Consider the following 23,147-nt stretch of genomic DNA (forward strand, 5'->3'; position numbering starts at 1 on the left):
CGGCAATTCGCGCTATGGGCTCCACCTCACGCGGTACGTGGTGCCCGTGGCGTCGAAGCGAAGCACGTCCACGAGGGGTTCGTTCGCTCCGCAGGCACGCATGCCCGCAAGCATGGTGCCCTTCGTGAAGTGGCGGGCGACGTCCAGCTCGTTCATCCACAGCTCCATCTCCCGCTCCCCCAGCAGGGTGGTGCGCACCTCCGTGTAGCTGTTGCCCGAGCGGAAGTTCTTCTGCGTCCGCTCCAGCATCCGCCGGGGCCCGAGCAGCCGCAGCACACCGAACAGCGCGCTGCCCACCACCGTTTCCTTGTACCCGTCCACGAGGCGCTCCCCCAGCCAGCACAAACCTTCTTCCTCGGAGGCGTCCGGGCACAGCGCCCAGGCGGAGCGCTGCAACCACCGGGTGAAGTCCACTTGCGGGTAGCCCGGCAGCAGCTTGCGGTCCAGGTCCAGCCCCTCCTCCCGGAGCTGGGCCTTCAGCAGCGGCGTCACCCTCTCGCCGAGGCCCCGGAAGAACAGCGCCTCCACCGTGTGCTCGAAGACGATGCGGTCAGCCATTCCGGCAGCGTAGGCGCCCGGAATCTCCACCGGCATGAGCGCGTGATCTCGCTTCCAGTGGAAGACATTTCAAGGGACCGCGAGGACGTACGGCGTTGTCGGCGGACGCAGCAGCCTCCGTGGAGCCGTGCCCGAGGCCTTGCCCACGTGCATCAGCACGACGCCGCCGTCGCGGTGCGCGGCCGACAGTCCCGTGGGGAATGAGGGCCGCGCACCCGCGAGGTGCTCAGAACGCCGAGCCGTTCGCGCGCGTTCCCGGAGAGGCGCCGCGCGTGGACAGGCTCGTGTGGAGCACGAAGCTCCCCGTCGCGCTGCCATCCGGATTGCGGTTCATGGACACGCTGTCCTGGCCCGCGAGTGACGCGGCATAGGTATACGCATCCACCACCGCGCCACTGGCCTTCTGGAGCGTCACGGTGTCCCCGCCGTTGTTGAGGCTGAGGCCTCCCGTGGTGGCGCCCACCGCGTTGCCCACGCCCGCTGGAATGGACGCCGCCTTGCCGAACACCACGAGCGCCCTGCCCGCCCCCAGGATGGTGCCGCTGGCGAAGGTGTGCCGCAGGCCCGTCGCGTCCCACAGCGTCCACCCGCCGAGGTCCACCAGCGAGCCTCCGGTGTTGAGCAGCTCGATGAACTCCGTGCTGGCATCCGAGCCGATTTCGTTGGCGAGAATCTCGTGCAGCACCACGTTGCCCGGCGTGTTGGTGGAGGTGATGGTGAACGCCCCATCGCTGCTGTCAGAGACTGCCGCGTTCGCCGCGTCACTCACCCGGACGCGAGCCAGCGAGGCCGCGATGTCAGGCACCGTCCACGTGTAGCTGCCCGTGGCCCCCGAAGCAGTGCCAATCAGCGCCCACGCGCCACCGTCATCGAGCGAGTACTCGAGCTTCACCGTCGGGACCTGGGTCGCGCTCCAGGTGACGGTGCGCACGACGCCACCCGCCCAGCTCTCTCCACCGTTGGGCGAGGTGACGCGCAGCGCCGCGTTCTCGTTGCCCCAGGTGTAGCGCGTGAGAACCGGGTAGTGGTCCGTGGTGGTCGTGTCATAGCTCGGGATGTATGCATCCACGCGGTACACCTCGGCCGAACCCGCGACATGGAGTGCTCGCAGCTCATTGGTGGCGAGGTGGTGGTCGATGACGGCCTTGTAGCCCACGGTGGTCGTGAGACCCGCATCCGAGAGCACCTTCGTCGGGAAGGAGTAGTCCGCCGCGTCGACCACGAAGTTCTCGTACGGGGACGTGCGGCCGGAGGAGATGGACACGTCCACGTCGTCGTTGAAGTCGCCGATGACCAGCACCTTCGCCGTGGGCCACGTGCTGTCCAGGTACGCCTTGAGCGCCGCCGAGCCCTCCACCCGCCGCTGCCAGCTGTCCAGGTCGCTCAGCGCCTTGGCGTGCAGGATGATGACCACGATGTCCTCGGTGTGCCCGTTGAGGCCCACCCGCATCCGCACCTCGAGCGGCGGCCGGCCACCGAAGGACGTGACATTCGCGGTGAGGATGACGCGCGCCCCCAGCACGGAGGCGACCGACGGCTTGTAGAGGAGCCCCACCTTCTGCTCGCCCGGCGTGTAGTACGTGCTGCCGCCCACCACGCTGGAGTCACTGCCGAGCAACCCCGCGTAGCCGGGCAGCTGGGAGACCAGGGTATTGAACTGCGCCGCGCTGACGATTTCCTCCACACCCCAGAGGTCCAGGTCCGCGCCGAGGATGACGTCCCGCGCGTTCTGGACCTGGAGTGTCTCATTGCTGGGGCCGTGGGACGTGGAGCCGAAGTACTCCAGGTTCCAGCAGCCGACATCGAGCGTGCTGGCGAAACCCCTGGACGGAATCGTGACGGCGTCCTCGCGCTCGCCGAGCGGAACCTCGGAGACGAAGGCGGACGGGTCGCCTCCGCAGGCGGTGGCCAGCGAGAGGAACAGCAGCAGGGAGCGCAACCGTGGCATGAGTGGGTCCTCGTTGGGGGGAGCGGCGGATCTGACGATTCACGTGCCGCGCCGCAAGGACCCCGTTGCAAACGAGACGGTCACGGCTTCCTGAAGGTGTCACCTGGATGTCGCGAGCGCCTGAATCACACAGGTGACACATCGAGCCGGAGACACGCGGTCCGGTGATACCCTTCTTCGGGTGCAACCGCACCCCGCCCCGGACTTCCGCCCCCTCGGCCGCAAGGCCTATGGCTCCATTCCCCACCTCCCGGGTTCACGCACCGGGCCGGCGGATCGCCACCTCTCGCCCGCCCTGGCGCGCGTGTGCACCGAGCGCACCCGGGACGCGAGAGACCACATCGTGGTGCTGGAGAAGCTCGACGGCTCGTGCGTGGCCGCGGCGCGCGTGGGCGATTCCGTGCTGGCTCTGGGCCGTGAGGGACGCCTGGCGGCGCATTCTCCCAACGAGTCACGCCGGCTCTGGGCCGCCTGGGTCTCCGCGCACACGGCGCGCTTCCTGGCCGTGCTCCAGCCGGGAGAGCGACTCGTCGGCGAGTGGCTGGCCCTGGCCCACGGCACCCGCTACACGCTGACGCACGAGCCCTTCGTCGCCTTCGACCTGATGCGCGACGGCGAGCGCCTGCCGTGGCACGAGCTCACCGCGCGCATCGGGGCCGGCGGCTTCATGACTCCGGGCCTGCTCCATGAGGGCGGGCCGCTGGGCATCGACGCGGCGATGGCACGGCTGCAGGCGGGCGGCTCCCACGGGGCGGCGGACCCGGTCGAGGGGGCCGTCTGGCGGGTGGAGCGCCGAGAGGGCGCGGGTGTCAGGGTGGAGTTCCTCGCCAAGTATGTACGGCCGGACAAGGTGGACGGCAGCCTCCTACCTGAGAACACAGGCCGGTCCGCCGTGTGGAACTGGCGCCCCGAGCCCGGGGTGCCCTCGCCGTAGGAGTGCCAGCCGTGACACGTGCGTTCTTCGTCACCGGGAACCAATACAAGGCCGACGAGGTGGCCCGGCTGCTCGCGGGCCTCGACGTCACGTGGCGGAAGCTCGCGCTGCCGGGGCTCGACGAGGCGGAGACCCTCGACCTGGCGGCGCTGGCGAAGCGCAAGGCGCTGGCGGCGTACCGCGAGCTCGGCGCGCCGTGCTTCGTGGAGACGACGGCACTGGAGCTGGACGGCGGCCCGACGCTGACGGGCGCGCGGTTCAAGAAGCAGGTGCTCGCGATGGGCGAGCGCGCCTTCCTCGCGGCCCACGGTGGGCGCCGGGGGCGCACGCGCGTGGCCGTGGCCTACACGGAGGACGGCAATCCGGAGCGCGTGGCCCTCTTCGAGGACGCCATCGAGGGCACGCTGCTGGCGGAGCCTCGGGGCGAGGGTGGCTACGGGTGGGACCGCGCATGGGTGCCGGAGGGGTTCCAGCGCACGCTCGGAGAGATGCCGAGGAACAAGTTCTTCCTCAACATGCGGCACCGGCCCTACCTGGAGCTGGCGGACCGGCTGCGGGCACAGTCCCAGGGTGGCGCCTACGAGGCGCACATCACCGTCTCCGCGCGCTCGGAGGAGGACCTCCAGCGCTTCCGCGCGTTCTGCGACGCGGCGTCGGTGAAGTGCATCTTCATCGAGCTGGGCCGGGGCGCGGAAATCTTCCAGCCGATGACGGCCTCGTACCACCACGGCACGCTCCGCCAGGCGCGCGAGGAGGTGCGGGCCATGGCCCACGCGCTCGCGGCGGAGGGCTTCGACATCACGCGCCTGAAGCTGGAGGCGCTGGGGAAGAACAAGGACATCCCCGAGGACAACGCGACAGCGAAGGCGCAGCCGGCGAACTACTTCGAGTTCCACGTGAAGGCGCTGGTGCCCTCGGGGGACTCGGGCGTGGAGGCGCTGCGGGCACGGTGCGAGAAACATGGCGCGCACCTGTCTCGCAACGCGCGCAAGGTGCGTGAGGACGGCGCGTCCGAGCGCTTCGTCACGCTCCGCGTCTACGGCCTGGGCCGGACGAATGCGGACGCGCGCTTCACGGCGCTGCTGGAGGACCTGGCGGGGACGGGGCTGACGCTGACGCAGCGGCTGCGTGAGTGGACGGTGTACGACTCGAACCACGGGCTGGACCGTGGCTGGCTGGAGGAGGCGAAGTGAGCGCCCATGAGTTGCCCATGCGCGCGGGGGCGGCGGTGTTGCGCCGCCTCGCGCGCTCCTCCGAGGTGGAGGCGCTCGTCCTGCGGGGCGGGCTGATGATGCGCCTGTGGAGCGGGCCGGTGCCCCGGCCGGTGGAGGACCTGGACTTCCTCGCGCAATTCCCCTTCGACGCGGAGGACACGGTGCGGCGGCTGGAGTCCGTGCTCCGTGTCGATGCAGGGGACGGGTACGCCTTCGGCGCGCTGCGGTCCGAGGTCATCTGGGCGGAGACGAAGTTCCCCGGCGTGCGCGTCTTCGTGGAGGCGCGGCTGCCCGGCGTCGCCGGCGCGTTCGAGCTGCGCATCGACACGGGCTTCGGCGACCCGATGGAGCCCGGGCCCGCGTGGACGGAGTACGCGGTTGGCGAGGGCGGCGCGGCGCGAGTGCTGGCGTGCCGGCCGGAGACCCTGCTCGCCTGGAAGATGCACGGCCTGTTCGAGCGCGGAAAGGGCCGCTTCCGTCCGAAGGACTTGTTCGACGTGTACCTGCTCACCCGGTACGCACCGCTGGAAACGGCGTTGCTGCCACACGCGCTGCGGCTCGCCTTCGCGTCGCGTGGAGACTCGGTGGAGTTGATGGAGCGGCTGATGGCGGGCGAGTTCGGCCGGAGCCCCTGGAGCAATGAGAAGTGGGCCCGCTACCGGGCCAGCCAGCCGGAAGGGCGGCCCGAGGCACTGGCGGACGTGGTGGCCTCGGTCGTCACGGCGCTGCGGCCCACCTGGGAGGAGGCACGACAGGTGGTGTCCCCTTCCACCCCGTAGCCCTCGCAAGTCGAAAGGCGTGCTCAACCACGGTGTCTCTCTCCTGAGGGTGGGCCCTGGGTTCACCGTGGCCGGTGCGGCTATGATTCATGGCGGATTCCTCGCCATGTCGCATCTCCACACCGAAGACCTCGCGCTGGCGGAAGCCGCACGGCGCGGTGAGCCCGAAGCCATACGCCGAATCACCCTGGAGCTGCTGGACGAGGCAGCGCGGGTCGTCACTCGCGTCAACCCGTCCACCGACTTCATCGAGGAGGTGAAGCAGACCCTGCGCGAGCGGCTCCTCGTGCCTTCCGGGGACCGTCCCGCGAAGCTCGCCGAGTACACGGGCCAGGGACCGCTGGTGAAGTGGCTGCGCGCGGTGTGCGTCGGCACGGCGCTCAACCTGCGCCGCGGCGAGCCCCGCGCGCAGGGCGTGGACGAGGTGGAGACACTCGAACAGCGCGCCGCGCCCGGGAACCTGGAGCTGGACCTCATCAAGGCCCGCGACGGGGCCGTGTTCAAGGCGGCCTTCGCCGAGGCGTTCGCCTCGCTCAGCGCCGAGGCGAGGAATGTCCTCCGCCTGTCCGTGCTGGATGGCCTGAGCATCGACCAGATTGGCACCCTCTTCGGCGTCCACCGGGCCACGGCCGCGCGCTGGCTCACCCGGGCGAAGGAGACGCTGGCGGAGCGCACCCGGGACCTCGCGGCCGAGCGGCTGCGGCTGGAAGCGCCGGAGCTGGACAGCCTCATCCGCGTCATCCGCAGCCAGCTCGACGTCAGCCTGAACCGCCTCCTCCGCGAGGACTGAAGCCTCCATGTCCCCAGGCCCCTGTCTCACCGAAGCCCGCCTGCTGGAGCTGATGGAGGGCGCGCTCGCGAGCGCGGAGGTGGGCGCGGTGAACGCGCACCTCGACGGCTGCCGCGCGTGCCGCGAGCTGGCCGCGGCGCTGGCCCGACTGGAGGGCACCGGCCGACCCAGCGCCCTCCCCGCCTCCGGGGAGCCTCCCGCCGACGAGCCGCGCATCGGGCGGGGGACGTCCATCGGCCGCTACCTCGTGCTCGAGCTGCTCGGGATGGGGGCCATGGGTACGGTGTACGCGGCCTTCGACCCCGAGCTGGAGCGGAAGGTGGCGCTCAAGCTGCTGCGCCCGGAGGCCGTCACGGAGCAGGCGAAGCAGCGGCTGGTCCGGGAGGCGCGGGCGGCGGCCCGGCTCACCCATCCGCACGTGGTGGCCGTCCACGACGTCGGCGCATGGAACGACCAGGTCTTCATCACCATGGAGCGCGTCGACGGTATGACGCTGCGGCACTGGCAGCGCCCGCCGCGCTCCTGGCGGCACATCCTGTCGGCCTATCTGCACGCGGGCGAGGGATTGATAGCAGCGCACGAGGCCGGGCTCGTCCACCGGGATTTCAAGCCCGACAACGTCCTCGTCGACCGCACGGGGCGCGTGCGCGTGACGGACTTCGGGCTGGCCCGGCCCGTCGCACCGCCCTCCCCGTCGACACCCGCGCTGCCGGCGGAGGTGCCCGCGACACAGGAGGGCACCGCTTCCGAAACAGGGCAGGAGACGCTGACGCTGCGGGACGTCACCCGCACGGGCGCCCTGGTGGGCACGCCCGCGTACATGTCTCCCGAGCAGCTGCTGGGGCAGTCGGTGGATGCGCGCTCGGACCAGTTCAGCTTCTGTGTCGCGCTCCACGAGGCCCTCTACGGAGAGACGCCCTTCTCCGGGGCCACGCTGGCCGCGCTGCGGGCCTCGGTGCTCGCGGGCGAGGTGCGTCCTCCGCCCCGGGGCACGGACGTCCCCGAGTGGCTCCGCCGCGCGCTGCTGCGCGGACTGCAGGTGGACCCCGCGCAGCGCTTCCCGTCCATGAGGGCGCTGCTGGCCGAGCTGGGCCGCGAGCGCGGCTGGAAGCGCCGGGGCCCGTGGCTGGTGGCCGCTGTCGTCGCACCGGTGCTCGCGGCGTCCGTCGCGCTCGCCATGCATGTGCAGGCCCGCCAGTCCTGGTGCACGGGGGGCGCGGACCAGGTGGCCGAGGTGTGGAACCCGGAGCGCCGCGAGCAGGCAGGGCGTGCCTTCGCCGCCACCGGCCAGAAGTACGCCGAGGACGCGTGGCAGCGCGTGGTGCCCATCCTGGACCGGTACGCCGCCGCGTGGGCCGAGCACCACCGGGACGCGTGTGAGGCCACGCGCGTGCGGGGCGAGCAGTCGGAGGCGGTGCTGGACGTCCGCATGGCGTGCCTGGCGCAGCGGCGGCGGGAGCTGGACGCGCTGGTGGAGCGCTTCCTCCAGCCCGAGGGGCCCGTGCCCCTGCTCGCCTCCTCCGCCGCGGGAGGGCTGCCTCCGGTGTCCGAGTGTGACGCGGGCCTCGTGCCCGGGCGCGAGCAGGCGCGGCCCCGGGACGCGGAGGCGCTCCGCAAGCTGGAGGCGGTGGACCAGCAGCTCGCGCGGGTGTGGGCCATGCACAGCCTGGGGCAGTACAAGGCCGCGCTCGAGGAGGCCCGCCGCGCGGCGAAGGCCGCCTCGGAAGCGGGCCACGCGCCCACGGAGGCGGAGGCCCTGGCCGCGCAGGGCCTGCTCGAGCAGATCCACAGCCTGTCCCCCGCGGAGTCCTTCCACCGGGCCGCGGCGGCGGGACTGCGCGGGGGCTCGGACCTCCACACGGCGCGCGCGTTCCACGGCCTTGCGCTGATGACGGGCGTCGGGGCGCGCAAGCTGGAGGAGGGACTCCATTGGATGGACCTGGCGGACGCGGCCTTCGCCCGCTCACGGCTCCAGCCCCGTGTGCAGGCGCCGCTGGCGCATACGCGGGGCGTCCTGCTCCGCGAGCTGGGAGACGCCGAGGGAGCGCTGGCGAACCTCCAGAAGGCGCTCGCCCTCAACGAGCAGGCGTATGGAAGGGATGGCACCGAGTGCGCCAAGGACCTGGCCAGCATGGCGTCCGTGCTGTTCAGCCTCGGCCGGGTGGACGAGGCGCTGGCGACCCATGCGCGCGCGGATGCCATCTTCGAGCGGGTGCTCGGGCCGGGGCATCCGTTCCTCGGCGTCTCGTTGAACAACCATGGCGCCAGCCTGATGAACGCGGGGCGCTTCGAGGAGGCGCTGACGCTCTTCGCGCGCGTGCTGCGCATCCGCGAAGAGGTGTACGGCCCGGGCCACCCTCGCACCGCGCTGCCGCTGATGAACATGGGCGAGGCGCTCCACTTCCAGGGCGAGCACACGCGCGCCGTCGAGCAGCTCCAGCGGGCCATCTCCCTGTCGCGCACGGCGAAGCCTCCGGCGCTATGGGAGGTGGCCGAGGCGACGGAGTTCCTCGTGGGCAGCCTGCGCGAGCTGGGGCGCTTCGAAGAGGCCCTACGCACGCAGCAGACGCTCCTGGCCGAGCAGCGCAAGGCGAATGGGGAGAAGGACCGCTCGGTGGCCGCCTCGCTGGTGGCGCTGGCCCGGGTGCAGGCCGCGCGGGGGCGCCATGACGAGGCGGCGCGCACGGCGTCGGAGGCGCTGGAGCTGGCGGACGCGGTGAAGGACGGCCGCGTGGTGGCCGAGCCCGCCGCGCGCGTGGCGGCGGAGGCGCACTGGCGGCTGGGGCGGTTGGACCAGGCGCTGGAGCTGGCGAAGCGCGCGGAGAAGGAAGCCAGGGCGAACACCAGCGAAGGGCACCCCACGTTCGCCGATGCGCGGAGGCTGTCCGCGGAGGTGCTCTCCGCGCGAGGCGAGCACGAGGCGGCCGTGACGGCGGCGCAGCAGGCGCTCACCGTCCGCGAGCGCTTCCCCGGCTACGTGCTGGAGTTGGGCCGGGTGCGACTGACGCTGGCGCGGGTGCTCCGGGCAGCGGGCCGCGAGCCGGAGCGGGCCCGGACGCTGGCGGAGGCAGCGCACGCCACCGGGACCCAGGGGAATTCGGTGAGCCACCAGGCACTGCGTGCCGAGGCGGAGGTGGCCCTCACGATGAGACAGTCCCTCGCCAGCGACACGGTCAAGCCGGAGCCATGAATGCGACGTAGCCGGCGACGGCGAGCATGCACAGGCCGAACGTCCAGCCCTGGATGCGCATGGCACGCTCGGAGCGGAACCGCCCCAGGATGAGCTTCCCTCCGTAGATCCACGGGAAGTGGCACGCCACGCAGACGACGAGGAAGGCCAGCGTGAGCTGCGCCGTCTGCGCCACCATCGCTCGGGCCGGGTCGAGGAACTGGGAGAACATCACCACGATCATCGAGTGGATCTTCGGGTTGAGGGCGACGACCAGGAACCCTTCCCCGAACCCGAGCCGCGCCGGCTCCTCGCGTGCCGCACCGGGCCCAGCGGACGAGCGGAAGAAGCCCCACGCGAGATAGAGCAGGTAGACGACGCCACCCCACTTCAGCGCCGGGTGCAGCCAGGGGATGCCGTGCAGCACGCGCCCCAGGCCGAACCCGTACAGGGCACAGAGCGCGACGTTGGCCACCTCGAAGCCCAGCCAGAAGGGCAGCGAGCCCCGGACGCCGAAGCGCCCGCCCGCCGTGGCCAGCACCGTGTTGCCCGGCCCGGGACTGAACACCATGGGCACCGTGTAGCCCACGAACAACCACCAGACTTCCGCCGAAATCATCGCCGTGCCTCCTCGCGCGTTCCGTCGCGCGCCTGCTTGCGCACGACAAACACCGTTTCGAGGCGAGTCCCCAGCGAGCTATCCTCGCGCGCTCGATAAAGGGAGCTCATCGAGCATGCGCCGCATTCCACCGCTCGGCGCCCTCCGCGCCTTCGAAGCCGGAGCGAGACACCTGAGCTTCACCCGCGCCGCCACCGAGCTGGGCGTCACCCAGGCCGCCATCAGCCATCAGGTGCGCCAGCTCGAGGACTGGCTCGGCGTCTCCCTGTTCGAGCGCCGCGGCCACGAGCTGCGGCTCACCGCGAAGGGAGCGGCCTACCTCCGCGAGCTGACGCCCGTCTTCGACCGCATGTCCGAGGCCACCGCGCGCCTCTACGAGCGCGAGCAGGGCCCGCTGCGCATCACCGTGCTGCCCGCGTTCGCCTCGTGCTGGCTGCTCCCCCGCCTGGAGGGCTTCCGCCAGCAACACCCGGACATCGAGCTCCACCTCCACAGCTCGGCCGAGCTGTGGGACTTCCTCGACGACCGCTTCGACATCGGCATCCGCTCCGGCCTGGGCCGCTGGACGGGCCTCAAGGCGGAGCAGATTGCGCAGGAGGCGCTCAGCCCCGTGTGCACGCCCGCGCTCGCGAAGAAGCTCCGCGCACCCTCCGACTTGAAGAAGGTCCGGCTCCTCCACGACACCCCGAAGGACGGCTGGCGGCGCTGGCTGGACTTCGCCCGAGTCGAAGGCGTGGACGCCGAGGCGGGCCCCGCGTTCAACGATGCCAGTCTCGTGCTCCAGGCAGCGCGCCAGGGACAGGGCGTGGCCCTGGGGCGGCTCCTGCTCGCCTCGGACGACTTGAAGGCCGGGCGCCTCGTCCAGCCCTTCGCGCCGGCCCTTCCCAACGACTTCAGCTACTGGCTCGTCCATCCCCGCCCCCTCTCGGGACGACGGGACGTGGCCGCCTTCAAGGCCTGGCTGCTCTCCGCGGCGAAGGCCCTCCCCTTGACACCTTAGGGGAGACACGGGCACTCTCCCCTAAAACGTTGAGGGGAGAGCCGGGCGAATGTCGGACACGTCGCTGGAGCTGGTGCAGGGCACGCTGGACGTGCTCATCCTGAAGAGCCTGTCGTGGGGCGCGCGGCACGGCTACGCGGTGGCGGAGTCCATCAACGAGCGCAGCGGCCAGGTGCTCAAGGTGGAGGAAGGCGCGCTGTACCCCGCGCTGCACCGGCTGGAGAAGCGCGGCCTGCTCGAGGCGGAGTGGGGCCTGTCGGAGAACAACCGCCGCGCGAAGTTCTACAAGCTCACCTCCGCCGGCCGGGCCCACCTGCGCGCCCAGTCGCAGACGTGGACGCGCTACGCCGCGGCCGTGTCGCGCGTCCTCGAAGCCGCCTGAGGCCCGCCATGCAACTGCCCCCTGGCTTCAAGCGCCTGCTCAAGCTCGCCGTGCGTCCGCGCGCGGTGGAGCAGGACGTGGATGACGAGCTGCGGTTCCACCTGGAGATGCGCGCCGAGAAGCTCCGGCGCGAGGGCCTGCCCCCCACCGAGGCACACGACACCGCCCGGCGTGAGTTCGGGAACCTGGAGCACGTGCGCGCCGAGTGCGTGCGCCTGGGCCACGAGAGGGAGCGCGAGATGAAGCGAAGCCTGTTCCTGGACGCGCTCGTGCAGGACGCGCGGTACGCGCTGCGCACGCTGCGCAAGGCCCCCGCCTTCGCACTGGTGGCCGTGCTCACGCTGGCGCTGGGCATCGGCGCCACCACCGCGCTGTTCAGCGTGGTGCGGGGCGTGCTGCTCAAGCCGCTCCCCTTCCCCACCTCCGAGCGGCTCGTGCGCCTGTGGGAGGCGAGCCCCGCGCTGGACTCGCCGCGCACCGTCCTCTCCCTCCCCGACCTCGAGGACTGGAAGGCCCGGCAGAAGTCGTTCACCGACCTGGGCGCATGGTGGCACGTGCAGAACATGTCCGGCGTGGACCTGAGCGGGCTCGGAGACCCGGAGCTGCTCCAGGCCACGTACGTGACGGACGGGTTCTTCTCCACGCTCGGCATGGCGCCGCAGCTGGGCCGCCCCTTCCTTCCGGAGGAGAACCAGGCGGGCCAGGACGCGGTGGTGGTGCTCAGCCACGGACTCTGGACGCGGAAGTTCGGCGCGGACCCGGCGATGCTCGGCCGCAGCCTCACCCTGGACGGCGTGCCGCACACGGTGGTGGGCATCATGCCCCCCTCCTTCACCTTTCCCGGTGAGCAGATGGACGTGTGGGTGCCCCTGTCCAACATCCCGGAGAGCGGCATCCCCCGCACGCGCTTCAACCGCTTCCTCAACGTGGTGGGCCGCCTGAAGCCGGGCGTGACGCTGGAGACGGCGCGCGCGGAGCTGGGCGGCATCACCCGGCAGCTCGCGGAGGCCCATCCGGACAGCAATGCGCAGTACCCCGGCATCACCGCCATCCCCCTGCACGAGGCGATGACGGGCGACGTGCGCACGGGCCTGCTGGTGGTGCTGGGCGCGGTGGGGCTGCTGCTGCTCATCGCCTGCGCCAACGTGGCCAACCTGCAGCTCGCCCGCGCCACCCTGCGCGAGCGGGAGCTGGCGGTGCGCGCGGCCCTGGGCGCGGGACCGGGGCGGCTGGTGCGCCAGCTCCTCACGGAGAGCGTGGTGCTCGCGGGGCTGGGCGGGGCGCTCGGCATCCTCCTGGCGGTGTGGGGTACCGAGGTGCTGGTCGGTGTGTCCGTGCATCAGCTTCCCCGGCTGCGTGACGTGCGCGTGGACGGCGAGGTGCTGGCCTTCGCCGCCGGCGCCACGCTGCTCACGGGCCTGCTGTTCGGACTGTTGCCCGCGCTGCGCGCCAGCACCACGCGGCTGGAGCCGGTGCTGAAGGCGGGCTCGCGCGGCACGGTGGGCGCGGGCGGAGCGCGGCTTCGCGGCATGCTCGTCGTCGCGGAGGTGGCCATCGCGGTGGTGCTGGCCACGGGCGCGGGGCTCGCCACGCGCAGCCTCGCGAGGATGCTGGCGGAGGACCCGGGCTTCCGCGCGGACGGCGCCGCCGTGGTCAGCTTCTCCGTGCCGGACTCTCGCAGGGGCCAGGGCCGCGCCTATCTCGCCGAGGTGCTGGAGCGGGTGCGCGCACTCCCGGGCATCCAGTCCGCGGCGATGGTGAAGTACCTGCCACTGGAGAGCACGGGCGAAGACATGGCCTTCAACCGACCCGGCCATCCGGACGACACCGCGAACCCGCCGCACGCGTCGGTGATGCACGTGAGCACCGGCTACTTCAGCACCATGGGCATCCCCCTGCTCGGGGGCCGCGCCCATGAGGCCACGGACACGCAGCAGGCGCCCATTGTCGCGGTGGTGAACCAGACCTTCGCCCGGCGCTACTTCCCCGGCGAGGACGCGGTGGGCAAGTCGGTGAAGGTCGGCACGACCGAGGTGGGCATCATCGGCGTGGTCGGCGACGTGCGGCAGGCGGGGCTCGCCGAGCCAGCCCCTCCGCTCGTCTACTTCCATGTGCAGCAGTTCTCCCGCTCCGCCACCAACCTGGTGCTGCGCGGACAGGGGGCGTTGCTGCCCATGGCCATCGCCGCGCGCCAGGCCATCTGGGCCATCGAGCCGAACCAGACCATCAGCCGCATCACCACGCTGGACGAGGTGGTGAGCGAGGCCGTGACGCGCCCTCGCCTGCTGTCGGTGATGCTGGGCCTGTTCGCGGTGCTGGGGCTCGCGCTGGCGGCGGTGGGCATCTACGGCGTGCTGGCCTACACGGTGAGCCAGCGGCAGCGGGAGCTGGGTGTGCGGCTGGCGCTCGGGGCGAAGCCGGCGGACGTGCTGCGGCTGGTGCTGAAGAGCGGCATGGGCCTGGCGGGCACGGGCATCGCGCTGGGTGCGGCCGGGGCGCTCGTCCTGGCCCGGGTGATGGGCAGCATCCTCTACGGCATCGCTCCGCATGACCCGCTCACCTTCGGCGGCGTCATGGCGCTGCTGCTCGGCGTGGCGCTGCTGGCGTGCCTCATCCCCGCCCGGCGCGCCATGCGCGTGGACCCGGCGGTGACGCTGCGTGGTGAGTAGGCCCGGCGAGGCTCGCGCATACATTGAACACTTGCCCACGACGATGACGGGCGGCGGCGAAGCTGCTGGTCCGGAAGTCAGGAGCCGTGGATAACATGGCGGCTGCTGTCGAAGGCTCGGAGCGCCGCCATGTCCCGCATCCCTTCCCTTCTACGTACCGCTCTCCTCTCGCTGGCCATGGGGACCTTCCTCGCCACGGCCTCCGGTGGCTGCGGTGGAGATGACGCAGACCCGCCCACGACCACGCCCCCCCAGCAGGATGGGGGCACCCGGCAGGATGCGGGCACCCGGCAGGATGCGGGTGCTCCCCCCGATGCGGGCGACGGTGGCTCGGATGGCGGTGTCGTGCCCGCGGAGAAACGCGAGCTGCGCTTCAAGCTGGTTCTGCCGGGCAAGGCCTATACGACCGACTTCCGCCAGACGAGCGGCTCCGGGCTGAACTCGGCGGCGGCGGCCCTGGGCACCACCGGACATTCCGTGACGGCGATGACGACCAACGCCGCCGGCTACACCCTGGTCGGCGTGAAGGAGACGGGCTCCGCGAAGACGTTCTCCACGGATGTGCGCCAGACGAGCGGCTCGGGACTGGACTCCACCACGGAGGCGCTGGGGGCGGCCGGGTATGCCGTGACGGCCATGGTGACGAACACGGCCGGCTACACCCTTGCCGGCATGAAGGAAGAGGGCTCCACGAAGACCTACACGGCGGACGTGCGCCAGACGAGCGGCTCCGGCCTGGACTCCACCGCGGAGGCCCTGGCCTCGACGGGATACGTCGTCACGGCGATGACCACCAACACCGCCGGCTACTCGCTGGTGGGCATCAAGGAGAACGGGTCCGCGAAGACCTTCACGGCGGACGTGCGCCAGACGAGCGGCGCCCAGCTCGGAGCCACGGCCTCGACCCTGGCCGGTGAGGGCTACGTCGTCACCGCGCTCGTCTACAACACCGCTGGTTGGACACTCATCGGCGTGAAGGAAGCGGGCGCCACGAAGACCTACCAGGCAACGACGCGCCAGGTGAGCGGCGCACAGCTCGGTGCGACGCTGTCGGATCTCGCCAGCGGGGGCTACGTGGTGACGTCCATGTTCAGCAGCGAGGACTCACCGGGTTACACGCTCGTGGGCATGAAGTGAGCCCTGGAGGTCATCCTTCCGCTGGCGAGTGGATGACCCACATGAACCAGGCGCCCTCCCGTTGCAGCTCGACGCGTGCGCCCCGGACCACCCACGACTGCGCCTCGACCTCCTCCTGGACCTCCAGTTGTAACGTGCGCGCCATCCGCGTCAGGCCTTCGCCAGGGTCCATGGTGTCATCGGACTGAGCGGGCGTCAGCCGGATGGTCCGCAGCCCTCGCGGCCCCAGTTCGAAGTTCGCGTCCAGGACCGCCCCTGCTCCCAGCTGGAGGAACCCGGGGACCTGGAGCATCGGTGGGATGGAGACAGGCTCGCGCGTCACCGGGTTGCGGCCCTCGTAGCCGTCCAGCCACATCCACCCGGGATGGAGCCGACAAAGCGTGTCCTCATCATCTCCCCACCTGGCCGTGCCGAACCCTTCGGTCAGGTCCTGAGTCTGCGTGCGCATGCGAGAAGTCTGCCCATTCCATGAGTGGGGAGCCATGTCATTTCCCGCCTGGACAGACGCCCATATCGGTCTTGACTGGGATTGCGAACCATTCAAGCTGCGTAAAGACTTCCGGTGCGGAACAGGCCGGCTCATCGAGGGGGCACCGGCGAGATGACCAAGACGGCGTCGGGTGATCAGCGGCTCAGTCTTCCCAGCGGTGGCGGCGCGCTCAGTGGCATTGGCGAAGCCTTCGCCCCCGACCCCTTCACCGGAACCGGCAACCTCACCGTTCCCCTCGCCCTGCCCTCGGGCCGGGCCGGACTGTCGCCCCGGCTGTCGCTCGCGTACAGCTCCGGGCAGGGCAACGGCCCCTTCGGGCTCGGCTGGCAGATGCATCTGCCGCGCATCTCCCGGAGGACGTCGAAGCGCATTCCCCGGTACGACGGCCGCGACGTCTTCATGTTCGGCAGCGTGGGAGAGCTCGCGCCGGTGGCCGGAGGCAGCGCCTCCGTACGGCGCTACCGGCCCCGCACCGAGGGGCTCTTCGCCCGCATCGAGCAGCACGAGGACGCCGGGGGCTACAGCTACTGGAAGGTCTGGACGGGGGACGGCACCGTCACCCGCTTCGGGACGCCCCGCCCCTCGGGGGCCGCCAGCGGATGGAAGGACCCCGCCGCCATCGCCGACCCGGAAGACCCCCGGCGCACACTCGCCTGGCTTCCCAGCGAGACGACCGACTCGTTCGGCAACGTCATCGTCTACGAGTACCTGCGCGCACCGGCAGGGCAGCCGGAGCCCACGGGCTGGGACCAGCTCTACCTGAGGGAGATTCGCTACGCCGACCATGGGGACCGCGCCAATCGCTCCTTCCTCGTGTCGGTCCGCTTCGACTACGAGTCGCGCCCCGACCCGTTCTCCGAGTTCCGCGGCGGCTTCGAGGTGCGCACGACGCTGCGCTGCACCTCCATCGAGGTGCGCACGCACGCGACGGCGACGCCCGTCGTCTCGCGGCGCTATGCGCTGACCTACCTGGACGCGCGCACGCCCGCGCCCCGCCCGGAAGAGCTGCCGCCCAACGGCGTCTCCCTGCTGAGCCGCATCACGCTGTCGGCGACCGACGGTGGCGTCACGGAGCAGCAGCCTCCGCTGGACTTCTCCTACACCGGCTTCGCGCCCTCCAGGCGCCGCTACATCCCCCTCTCCGGGGACCGGTCCCCGCTGCCGGACCAGTCGCTCGCCGCGGCGAGCCACGAGCTGGTCGACCTCTTCGGCAACGGGCTGCCCTGCGTCGTCCAGGTGGATGGGGAGGTGCGGTACTGGCGCAACCTCGGGAATGGGCGCTTCGACGCGCCGCGCACCATGCGCTCGGCCCCCGTCGGCGTCCGGCTCGCCGACCCGGGCGTGCAATTGGCCGACATGGATGGAGACGGCCGCACCGACCTGCTCGTCACCCGCGCGGGCATGGCGGGCTACTTCCCGCTGTCCCGGCGCGGTGAGTGGGATTCGAGCGGCTTCGTCTCCTACCGCAGCGCCCCGTCCGTCGACCTGGAGGCGCCCGGCGTCCGGTTGATGGACCTGGACGGCGACGGCGTCATCGACGCGATGCGGGCCAGCGGCGACGTCGAGCTGTTCTACAACGACGCGGCCGAAGGCTGGACGCACGTGGAGCGACGCCCCCGGAGCGGCACCGGGCAGCTTCCCGACGTCCGCCTCGAGGACCCGCGCGTCAAGCTCGCCGACCTGACCGGCAGCGGCCTCTCCTGTCTCGTGGTGGTGACCAACGGCCGCATCGACTACTGGCCCTCGCTCGGCTACGGCCGCTGGGGCCGGCGCGTCACCATGAGCGACAGCCCCCGCTTCGACGACCCCCGCGCCGGAGGGCTCGGGTTCGACCCGAGGCGGGTGCTCCTCGGAGACCTGGACGGCGACGGCTGCGACGACCTGGCCTACATCGGGCCGGACCGCGTCACCGTCTGGTTCAACCGGTCCGGCAATGGCTGGAGCCCGCCCGTCGTGCTCACCGGCACGCCCCTCACGGGGAGCGTCGAGGGCCTGCGGCTCGCCGACATGCTGGGCACCGGGACGCAGGGCATCCTCTGGAGCCATGACGCCCGCAGCCAGCTCGACAGCACGTACAAGTTCCTGGACCTGACGGGCGGCACGAAGCCGTACCTGCTGAACCAGGTGGACAACAACGCCGGCGCGCAGACCACCATCGAGTACGCGCCCTCCACCCGCTTCTACCTGGAAGACGAGCGGCGCCCCGAGACGCGGTGGCGGACCACCCTGCCCTTCCCCGTGCAGGTCGTCGCGCGGACTCTCGTCCGCGACGTGCACTCCGGTGGAAAGCTGGTGAGCGAGTTCGCCTACCACCACGGCCACTGGGACGGCACGGAGCGGGAGTTCTGCGGCTTCGGCCGGGTGGACCGTCGCGACACCGAGAGCTTCGACCAGTACCACGCCAGCGGGGCCAACGCTCCGGGCGCAGCCGTCCCCAACGAGTCCTTCTCGCCGCCCCTGGAGCTGCGCAGCTGGTTCCACCTGGGCGCCGTCGGAGGTGAGAACCTCGACTGGGAGGAGCTGGACTTCCAGGGCGAGTACTGGCCGGGCGACACCTACCGGCTGACGCGGCCGGCCTCGGTGGACACCCTCCTCAAGGCCCTGCCCCGCCGGGTGCGGCGGGATGCGCTCCGCGCCCTGCGCGGCCGCAACCTGCGCACGGAGCTGTACGCGAACGACGGCAGCACCCGCGCCTCGCGCCCCTACACCGTCTCCGAGAACACCTTCGGCCTGCGCGAGGAGCCAGGACCCGCGGACGCGGCCCGGGAGGCCCGCGCCTTCTTCGCCTTCCTCCTCACCCAGCGGGTGACGGAGCACGACCGGGGCGACGAGCCCATGACGCGGGTGACGCTCGAAGACGGCCATGATGCGTATGGCCGCCCGGCGACCCACCTGATGGTGGCCGTACCGCGCGGGAGGGACCCGAAGGCCACCGCGGCCGCGGGCACGCCCTACCTCGCCCGCCTCACGGCGACCCACCGGGCGACGCGGGACGATGCCACCCGCTACCTCCTGGACCGGGAGTGGCGTGAGACGTCGTGGGAGCTGACCAACGACGGCTCGATGACGCTCGCCGCGCTCCACGCGGGCGCGCTGGACGGGACGGTGCCGCGCCGCGTCCTCGCGGAGGAGCTGACCTGGTACGACGGCGATGCCTTCGTGGGCGCCGCCCTGGGCACGCTGGGAGAGTATGGCGCCCCCGTGCGGACGGAGCGGCTGGTCCTCACGGACGCCATCCTGGCGAACGCGTACCGGAGCGGGGCGACGGTCTCCACCCCGCCGGAGCTTCCGCCGTACCTCGTGCCCGGTACCACGACGGTGCCCTGGACGGCCGAGTACCCCGCCGCCTTCCGGACCGGGCTCGCCGCGCTGGCCGGCTACACGTACCGCGCCGCGGACGCCACGAGCACGGGCGGCTACTACGCCGTGGTGGAGCGGCGCCGGTTCGACTTCCAGGAGGGCGCCGTGCCCCGCGGGCTCGTCCGGGCCACGCGCGACGCGCTCCAGCGCGAGACGACGCTCACCTACGACGCCTTCGCGATGCTCGCCACGGAGGTGAAGGACCCCACCGGGCTGACGACCACCGCGGAGTACGACTACCGCGTGCTGCGCGTCCGCCTGACGACGGACCCGAACGGCAACCGGCAGAGCTTCACGTACACGCCGCTCGGCCATCTCGCCGCGAGGTGGCGCCAGGGCAAGCCGGAGGAGAGCGTCGGCGACTCCACCGCCGAGCCGGGCATCCGGTACGTCTACGACTGGCTGGCCTACGTCCGCGCGAAGACGCCGGTGTCGGTGCGCACCATCGCGCGCGTCTACCACGCGCTCGACACCGAGGCGCCGGCCGCGAGCCGCGACGCGCTCGTCGAGCGGATGGAGTACTCCGACGGCTTCGGGCGGCTCATCCAGGTCCGCGCGCGCGCGGAGGACGTGACGTTCGGCGACGCGCAGTTCGGCGACGCGGGGCTGGCGCCAGACTTCAGCGCGCCGGTGTCGCCCGCCACGGGTAGCACCGTCGCCGCGGGCTCCGTCCGGGTGCTCGTCTCCGGCGCACAGCAGTACGACAACAAGGGCCGCGTCGTCGCCGAGTATGAGCCCTTCTTCGACACCGGCTGGGCGTACAAACCCTCACCGCCCCCCGCGAGCACCTGGCGCGTGGCGCGCACCCGGTACGACGCCCGCGGGCGGGTGGTGCGCGCCATCCACCCGGACGGGAGCGAGACGCGGACGGTCCACGGGATTCCCGGCAGCCTGGCCACCCCGGACACCTTCACGCCGACGCCCTGGGAGCGCTACGCGTATGACGCCAACGACAACGAGGGGCGCACGCACCCGACGCGGCCCGTCTCGCCGGACCGGGACACACCCTCCCACGTCGTGGTGGATGCCCTGGGACGCGTGCTCGTCGAGACGCGCCGGCTGCGCGTCACCGACAGCGCGGGGGTTGCGCGGCTGGAGTCCCACGTCACGCGCGCCACCCATGACCTGGACGGGCGGCCGCTGGAGGCGACGGATGCGCTCGGCCGCGTGGTGGCGCGGACCGTCTACGACTTGAGCGGTGCGCCCCTGCGCTCTGAGAGCCTGGATGGTGGGATTTCGCGGAGGGTGGTCGACGCGACCGGCCACCAGCTGGAGGCCCGTGATGCGCGCGGCGCGCTGGTGCTGGAGCGCACGGACGGCGCGGGGCGGCCCGAGCGCCGCTGGGCGCGGGATGAAGGCACGCTCCCAGTCACCCTGCGCTGGCGCCGGCTCCATGGCGAGGCGGGAGACCCGGTCGCGGCACGGGCGGCCAACCTGCTGGGACGTGCGTGGGTCGACTACGACGACGCGGGCACCCTGCGGGTGGAGCGCTATGACCTCGCGGGGGATGCGCAGGAGCGGGTGCGCCGGGTGCTCCAGCCGCAGGTGGTGCTCTCCGTCTTCAGCGGCGCCCCGGCGGACGGCTGGCCCGCGCGCCGCTACCTCGTCGACTGGGAGCCTCCGGCGGGGACGACCCTGGACGCGCATGCCCAGGGGCTGCTCGCCCCGGAGGAGTACCGCACCTCCTGCCGCTACGATGCGCTCGGGCGGCCGATGCGCGTGCGCTACCCGGCGGCCGTGGACGGCGTGAGGCGGGAGCTGGTCTCCCTCTTCAATCCATTCGGGCTCCTGGAGCGCGTGGAGCTGGATGGCATGGCCGCCGTGCGGCACATCGCCTACACCGCGACCCGGCGGCGCGTGCTGGTGGCCTACGGCAACGGCGTCATGACGCGGCACGCGTACGACGCGAAGAGCGCGCGGCTGGTGCGCCTGCGCAGCGAGCGCTACACGGTGGCCCCCACGGCGCCGCAGACGTACACGCCCGCCGCGCCCGGGGCCCCGCTGCAGGACTCCCGCTACGAGTACGACCTCGCGGGGAACCTGCTGCGCATCGAGGACCGCACCCCCGGCGGTGGCGTCGCCTCCAACCCGGAGGCGGCCGGGACGACGGACCCCACGCTCGCGGCCCTGCTCACGGCGGGCGACGCGCTGCTCCGGCGCTTCGAGTACGACACGCTCTACCGCCTGCGTGCCGCCACCGGGCGCGAGGACGTGGCCATCCCCTCGCCCCGGCCCTGGACGGACACGCCCCGCGCCGGCTTCGGCCAGGGCACGCACGGCGGCCCGGCGCAGGACGGCGCGCCGCAGGCCACCGCGCTCTACCGCGAGGAGTACGACTACGACGCGGCCGGCAATGTGCTGCGGTTGCGCCACGTCCGCGGCACCACGACCTGGACGCGCCACTACGGCGTGGGGGGCAGCACCCCGGCGCAGTGGGACGTCGCGTGGCGGGAGCACCTGGGCGCCACTGCGTGGGCGGACGCGCCGTCCAATCGCCTCACCCACGTGGGCGAGGGGGACGCGAATGCCGCCGCGACGCACACCTTCGACGCCGCGGGCAACCTGCTGCGTGAGGGCGCCTCCCGGCACTTCCAGTGGAGCTTCGCCAGCCGACTGGTCCTCCACCGAAAGCAGGACGCGGGGACGGAGCCGGAGGTCCACGCCCAGTACCTCACCGACGCCGAGGGGAGGCGGGTGGCGCGCGTGGTGCGCAGGCGCGGGGGCACCGTTGCCGTCACGGTGTGGATTGACGGGCTGTCCGAGCACCTGCGCGTCACGCCCGCCGGCGGCACCCCCACCGCGAGCGACACGCTGCACGTCCTGGACGACCTGGGCCGCATCGCCTCCGTGCGCGTGGGGCCGGCCCCAGCCGGAGGAACGGGCCCCGCCATCCAGTACCACCTGGGTGACCACCTGGGCAGCATCGCGCTCGTCGTCGACGACACCGGCGCGTGGGTGAACCGCGAGGAGTACGGCCCCTATGGCGACACGCTCTTCGGCTCCTTCGCGGACAAGCACCACCGCTTCACGGGGCAGGAGCGCGACGAGGAGAGCGGGCTGTACCACCACGGCGCGCGGTACTACGCGCCGTGGCTGGCGCGGTGGACGAGCTGCGACCCGATTGGCATCGCCGACGGGCTCAACCTCTACGTCTACGTGCGCGGCAACCCCGCCAGCTACGTGGACCCGGAGGGGACCCAGACGATTCCCGGTCCCCCGCTGGAGCCCGGCGGGGCCCTGTCACCGCCTCCGGGGGAAGGAGCGGTCCGCACCCGGCCGGGGCTGGACCCGAACTACCGGGGGCCGGAGCTGAGCGTGGCGCCGCCGCGCCACCCCATGGATGCGTACCTGTCGGAAATCCTCCGTGACGAGAACGGCCGGTGGACCACCCGCATCGACATGTTGCGGCGTCAGGAGTTCGAACGGCAGCTCGCGGTACTCGATTCGATTCGGGGCGGTCCGCTCGGCGCCATCGGCTACCTGGCGGCCGGGGACCGGGGCGCGATGCTGGGCGCGAACCTCGACCAGTTCACCCACGTCCTGGGTTCCGGCGTCCAGGCGCGGCAGTACTACCAGAGCGTGGGCCAGTCGCTGGCGTCCACCCCCCGGAACCCGACGACGAAGAGCATCGTGAACCCCGTGCCCCCGACAGCGCTGGGGGAAATCAAGTCGATCAGGAGCTACGTCCGCGGCGTCTACCAACTCAAGGGCCGCGGCAACGCCGGTTGGCTGACCGTCCTCGCCACCTACGACTACAAGGGCAACGTCTGGGCGCGGTCCTTCCATATGCAGGGCCCGCTCGGTCCCGTCATCGTCCACGACGCATACCTGGGACGCGTGAAGGATCTGCCCACCGCGCGCCCCGGTTCGTTCGCCTTCGGCAGAGCCATGGAAGAGCCCATCCTGCGGATGATGGAGCAGGCGACGGGGCAGCAGTTCGTCCGCAAGCACCCGAACGCGAACGGCCCGGACATCGTTCCCATCTACACGCCCAAGACGGACACGCCCGGACCCCAATGAGCCCATCGGGCAAAAAAAATCGCCGCGGGCCAAAGAAGCCCGCGGCGGGATTTTGAGGATTGAGCGGTTACGCCTTGA

14 protein-coding genes are annotated in these 23,147 nt (G+C 71.9%); 10 read left to right on the forward strand and 4 right to left on the reverse strand.

What is annotated here, in order from left to right:
- Positions 1-12: 12 nt before the first annotated feature.
- The gene (locus ACX9TP_RS26830) at positions 13-558 is read right to left on the reverse strand and encodes a DUF2378 family protein (RefSeq protein WP_482973466.1); all 546 of its coding nucleotides are present in this window, start codon (positions 556-558) and stop codon (positions 13-15) included.
- A 226-nt stretch (positions 559-784) separates the two neighbouring features.
- On the reverse strand, positions 785-2,506 hold the full coding sequence (locus tag ACX9TP_RS26835) for a lamin tail domain-containing protein (protein WP_482973467.1): 1,722 nt from the start codon (positions 2,504-2,506) through the stop codon (positions 785-787).
- Positions 2,507-2,687: 181 nt separating this feature from the next.
- Here ACX9TP_RS26835 and ACX9TP_RS26840 point away from each other — a divergent pair, with 181 nt between their 5' ends.
- The 5 genes from ACX9TP_RS26840 (at position 2,688) to ACX9TP_RS26860 (ending at position 9,413) form a co-directional block, all read left to right on the forward strand.
- Complete coding sequence (locus ACX9TP_RS26840; RefSeq protein ID WP_482973468.1) at positions 2,688-3,440, forward strand: RNA ligase family protein; 753 nt, start codon at positions 2,688-2,690, stop codon at positions 3,438-3,440.
- 11 nt (positions 3,441-3,451) lie between these two features.
- Complete coding sequence (locus ACX9TP_RS26845) at positions 3,452-4,633, forward strand: non-canonical purine NTP pyrophosphatase (RefSeq protein ID WP_482973469.1); 1,182 nt, start codon at positions 3,452-3,454, stop codon at positions 4,631-4,633.
- Positions 4,630-5,433: a nucleotidyl transferase AbiEii/AbiGii toxin family protein gene (locus ACX9TP_RS26850; RefSeq protein ID WP_482973470.1), complete on the forward strand. Its 804-nt coding sequence runs from the start codon at positions 4,630-4,632 to the stop codon at positions 5,431-5,433. The genes ACX9TP_RS26845 and ACX9TP_RS26850 overlap by 4 nt, the downstream gene beginning before the upstream one ends.
- Before the next feature lie 106 nt (positions 5,434-5,539).
- Positions 5,540-6,223 carry a sigma-70 family RNA polymerase sigma factor gene (locus ACX9TP_RS26855; protein ID WP_482973471.1) on the forward strand — a complete coding sequence of 228 codons (684 nt, stop codon included), beginning with the start codon at positions 5,540-5,542 and terminating at the stop codon, positions 6,221-6,223.
- A gap of 7 nt (positions 6,224-6,230) precedes the next feature.
- On the forward strand, positions 6,231-9,413 hold the full coding sequence (locus tag ACX9TP_RS26860) for a serine/threonine-protein kinase (RefSeq protein ID WP_482973472.1): 3,183 nt from the start codon (positions 6,231-6,233) through the stop codon (positions 9,411-9,413).
- On the opposite strand, the gene ACX9TP_RS26865 is transcribed toward ACX9TP_RS26860, so the two are convergent.
- On the reverse strand, positions 9,397-10,011 hold the full coding sequence (locus tag ACX9TP_RS26865; RefSeq protein WP_482973473.1) for a LysE family translocator: 615 nt from the start codon (positions 10,009-10,011) through the stop codon (positions 9,397-9,399). The two genes, ACX9TP_RS26860 and ACX9TP_RS26865, sit on opposite strands and share 17 nt — an antisense overlap.
- A 115-nt stretch (positions 10,012-10,126) precedes the next feature.
- Here ACX9TP_RS26865 and gcvA point away from each other — a divergent pair, with 115 nt between their 5' ends.
- The 4 genes from gcvA to ACX9TP_RS26885 all read left to right on the forward strand — a co-directional run bounded on the left by gcvA (position 10,127) and on the right by ACX9TP_RS26885 (position 15,199).
- Positions 10,127-11,011 carry a transcriptional regulator GcvA gene (gene gcvA, locus ACX9TP_RS26870; protein WP_482973474.1) on the forward strand — a complete coding sequence of 295 codons (885 nt, stop codon included), beginning with the start codon at positions 10,127-10,129 and terminating at the stop codon, positions 11,009-11,011.
- Positions 11,012-11,060: 49 nt separating this feature from the next.
- Positions 11,061-11,393: a PadR family transcriptional regulator gene (locus ACX9TP_RS26875; protein WP_163992570.1), complete on the forward strand. Its 333-nt coding sequence runs from the start codon at positions 11,061-11,063 to the stop codon at positions 11,391-11,393.
- A gap of 8 nt (positions 11,394-11,401) precedes the next feature.
- Positions 11,402-14,062, forward strand: coding sequence for an ADOP family duplicated permease (locus ACX9TP_RS26880; RefSeq protein ID WP_482973475.1), 2,661 nt, complete (start codon positions 11,402-11,404; stop codon positions 14,060-14,062).
- 345 nt (positions 14,063-14,407) lie between these two features.
- Positions 14,408-15,199, forward strand: coding sequence for a hypothetical protein (locus ACX9TP_RS26885; protein WP_482973476.1), 792 nt, complete (start codon positions 14,408-14,410; stop codon positions 15,197-15,199).
- Between the two features lie 10 nt (positions 15,200-15,209).
- On the opposite strand, the gene ACX9TP_RS26890 is transcribed toward ACX9TP_RS26885, so the two are convergent.
- Positions 15,210-15,647 carry a hypothetical protein gene (locus ACX9TP_RS26890; RefSeq protein ID WP_482973477.1) on the reverse strand — a complete coding sequence of 146 codons (438 nt, stop codon included), beginning with the start codon at positions 15,645-15,647 and terminating at the stop codon, positions 15,210-15,212.
- Positions 15,648-15,800: 153 nt separating this feature from the next.
- Here ACX9TP_RS26890 and ACX9TP_RS26895 point away from each other — a divergent pair, with 153 nt between their 5' ends.
- Positions 15,801-23,069, forward strand: coding sequence for a SpvB/TcaC N-terminal domain-containing protein (locus tag ACX9TP_RS26895; RefSeq protein ID WP_482973478.1), 7,269 nt, complete (start codon positions 15,801-15,803; stop codon positions 23,067-23,069).
- Positions 23,070-23,147 lie beyond the last annotated feature (78 nt).

It is taken from the genome of Pyxidicoccus sp. M15 (genome assembly GCF_056858435.1).

Bases quoted from the DNA above. Each gene is read 5' to 3' on its own strand.
- ACX9TP_RS26830 (WP_482973466.1), bottom strand. From the start codon at position 558: ATGGCTGACCGCATCGTCTTCGAGCACACGGTGGAGGCGCTGTTCTTC.
- ACX9TP_RS26835 (WP_482973467.1), bottom strand. From the start codon at position 2,506: ATGCCACGGTTGCGCTCCCTGCTGCTGTTCCTCTCGCTGGCCACCGCC.
- ACX9TP_RS26855 (WP_482973471.1), top strand. From the start codon at position 5,540: ATGTCGCATCTCCACACCGAAGACCTCGCGCTGGCGGAAGCCGCACGG.
- ACX9TP_RS26860 (WP_482973472.1), top strand. From the start codon at position 6,231: ATGTCCCCAGGCCCCTGTCTCACCGAAGCCCGCCTGCTGGAGCTGATG.
- ACX9TP_RS26865 (WP_482973473.1), bottom strand. From the start codon at position 10,011: ATGATTTCGGCGGAAGTCTGGTGGTTGTTCGTGGGCTACACGGTGCCC.
- gcvA (WP_482973474.1), top strand. From the start codon at position 10,127: ATGCGCCGCATTCCACCGCTCGGCGCCCTCCGCGCCTTCGAAGCCGGA.
- ACX9TP_RS26875 (WP_163992570.1), top strand. From the start codon at position 11,061: ATGTCGGACACGTCGCTGGAGCTGGTGCAGGGCACGCTGGACGTGCTC.
- ACX9TP_RS26880 (WP_482973475.1), top strand. From the start codon at position 11,402: ATGCAACTGCCCCCTGGCTTCAAGCGCCTGCTCAAGCTCGCCGTGCGT.
- ACX9TP_RS26890 (WP_482973477.1), bottom strand. From the start codon at position 15,647: ATGCGCACGCAGACTCAGGACCTGACCGAAGGGTTCGGCACGGCCAGG.
- ACX9TP_RS26895 (WP_482973478.1), top strand. From the start codon at position 15,801: ATGACCAAGACGGCGTCGGGTGATCAGCGGCTCAGTCTTCCCAGCGGT.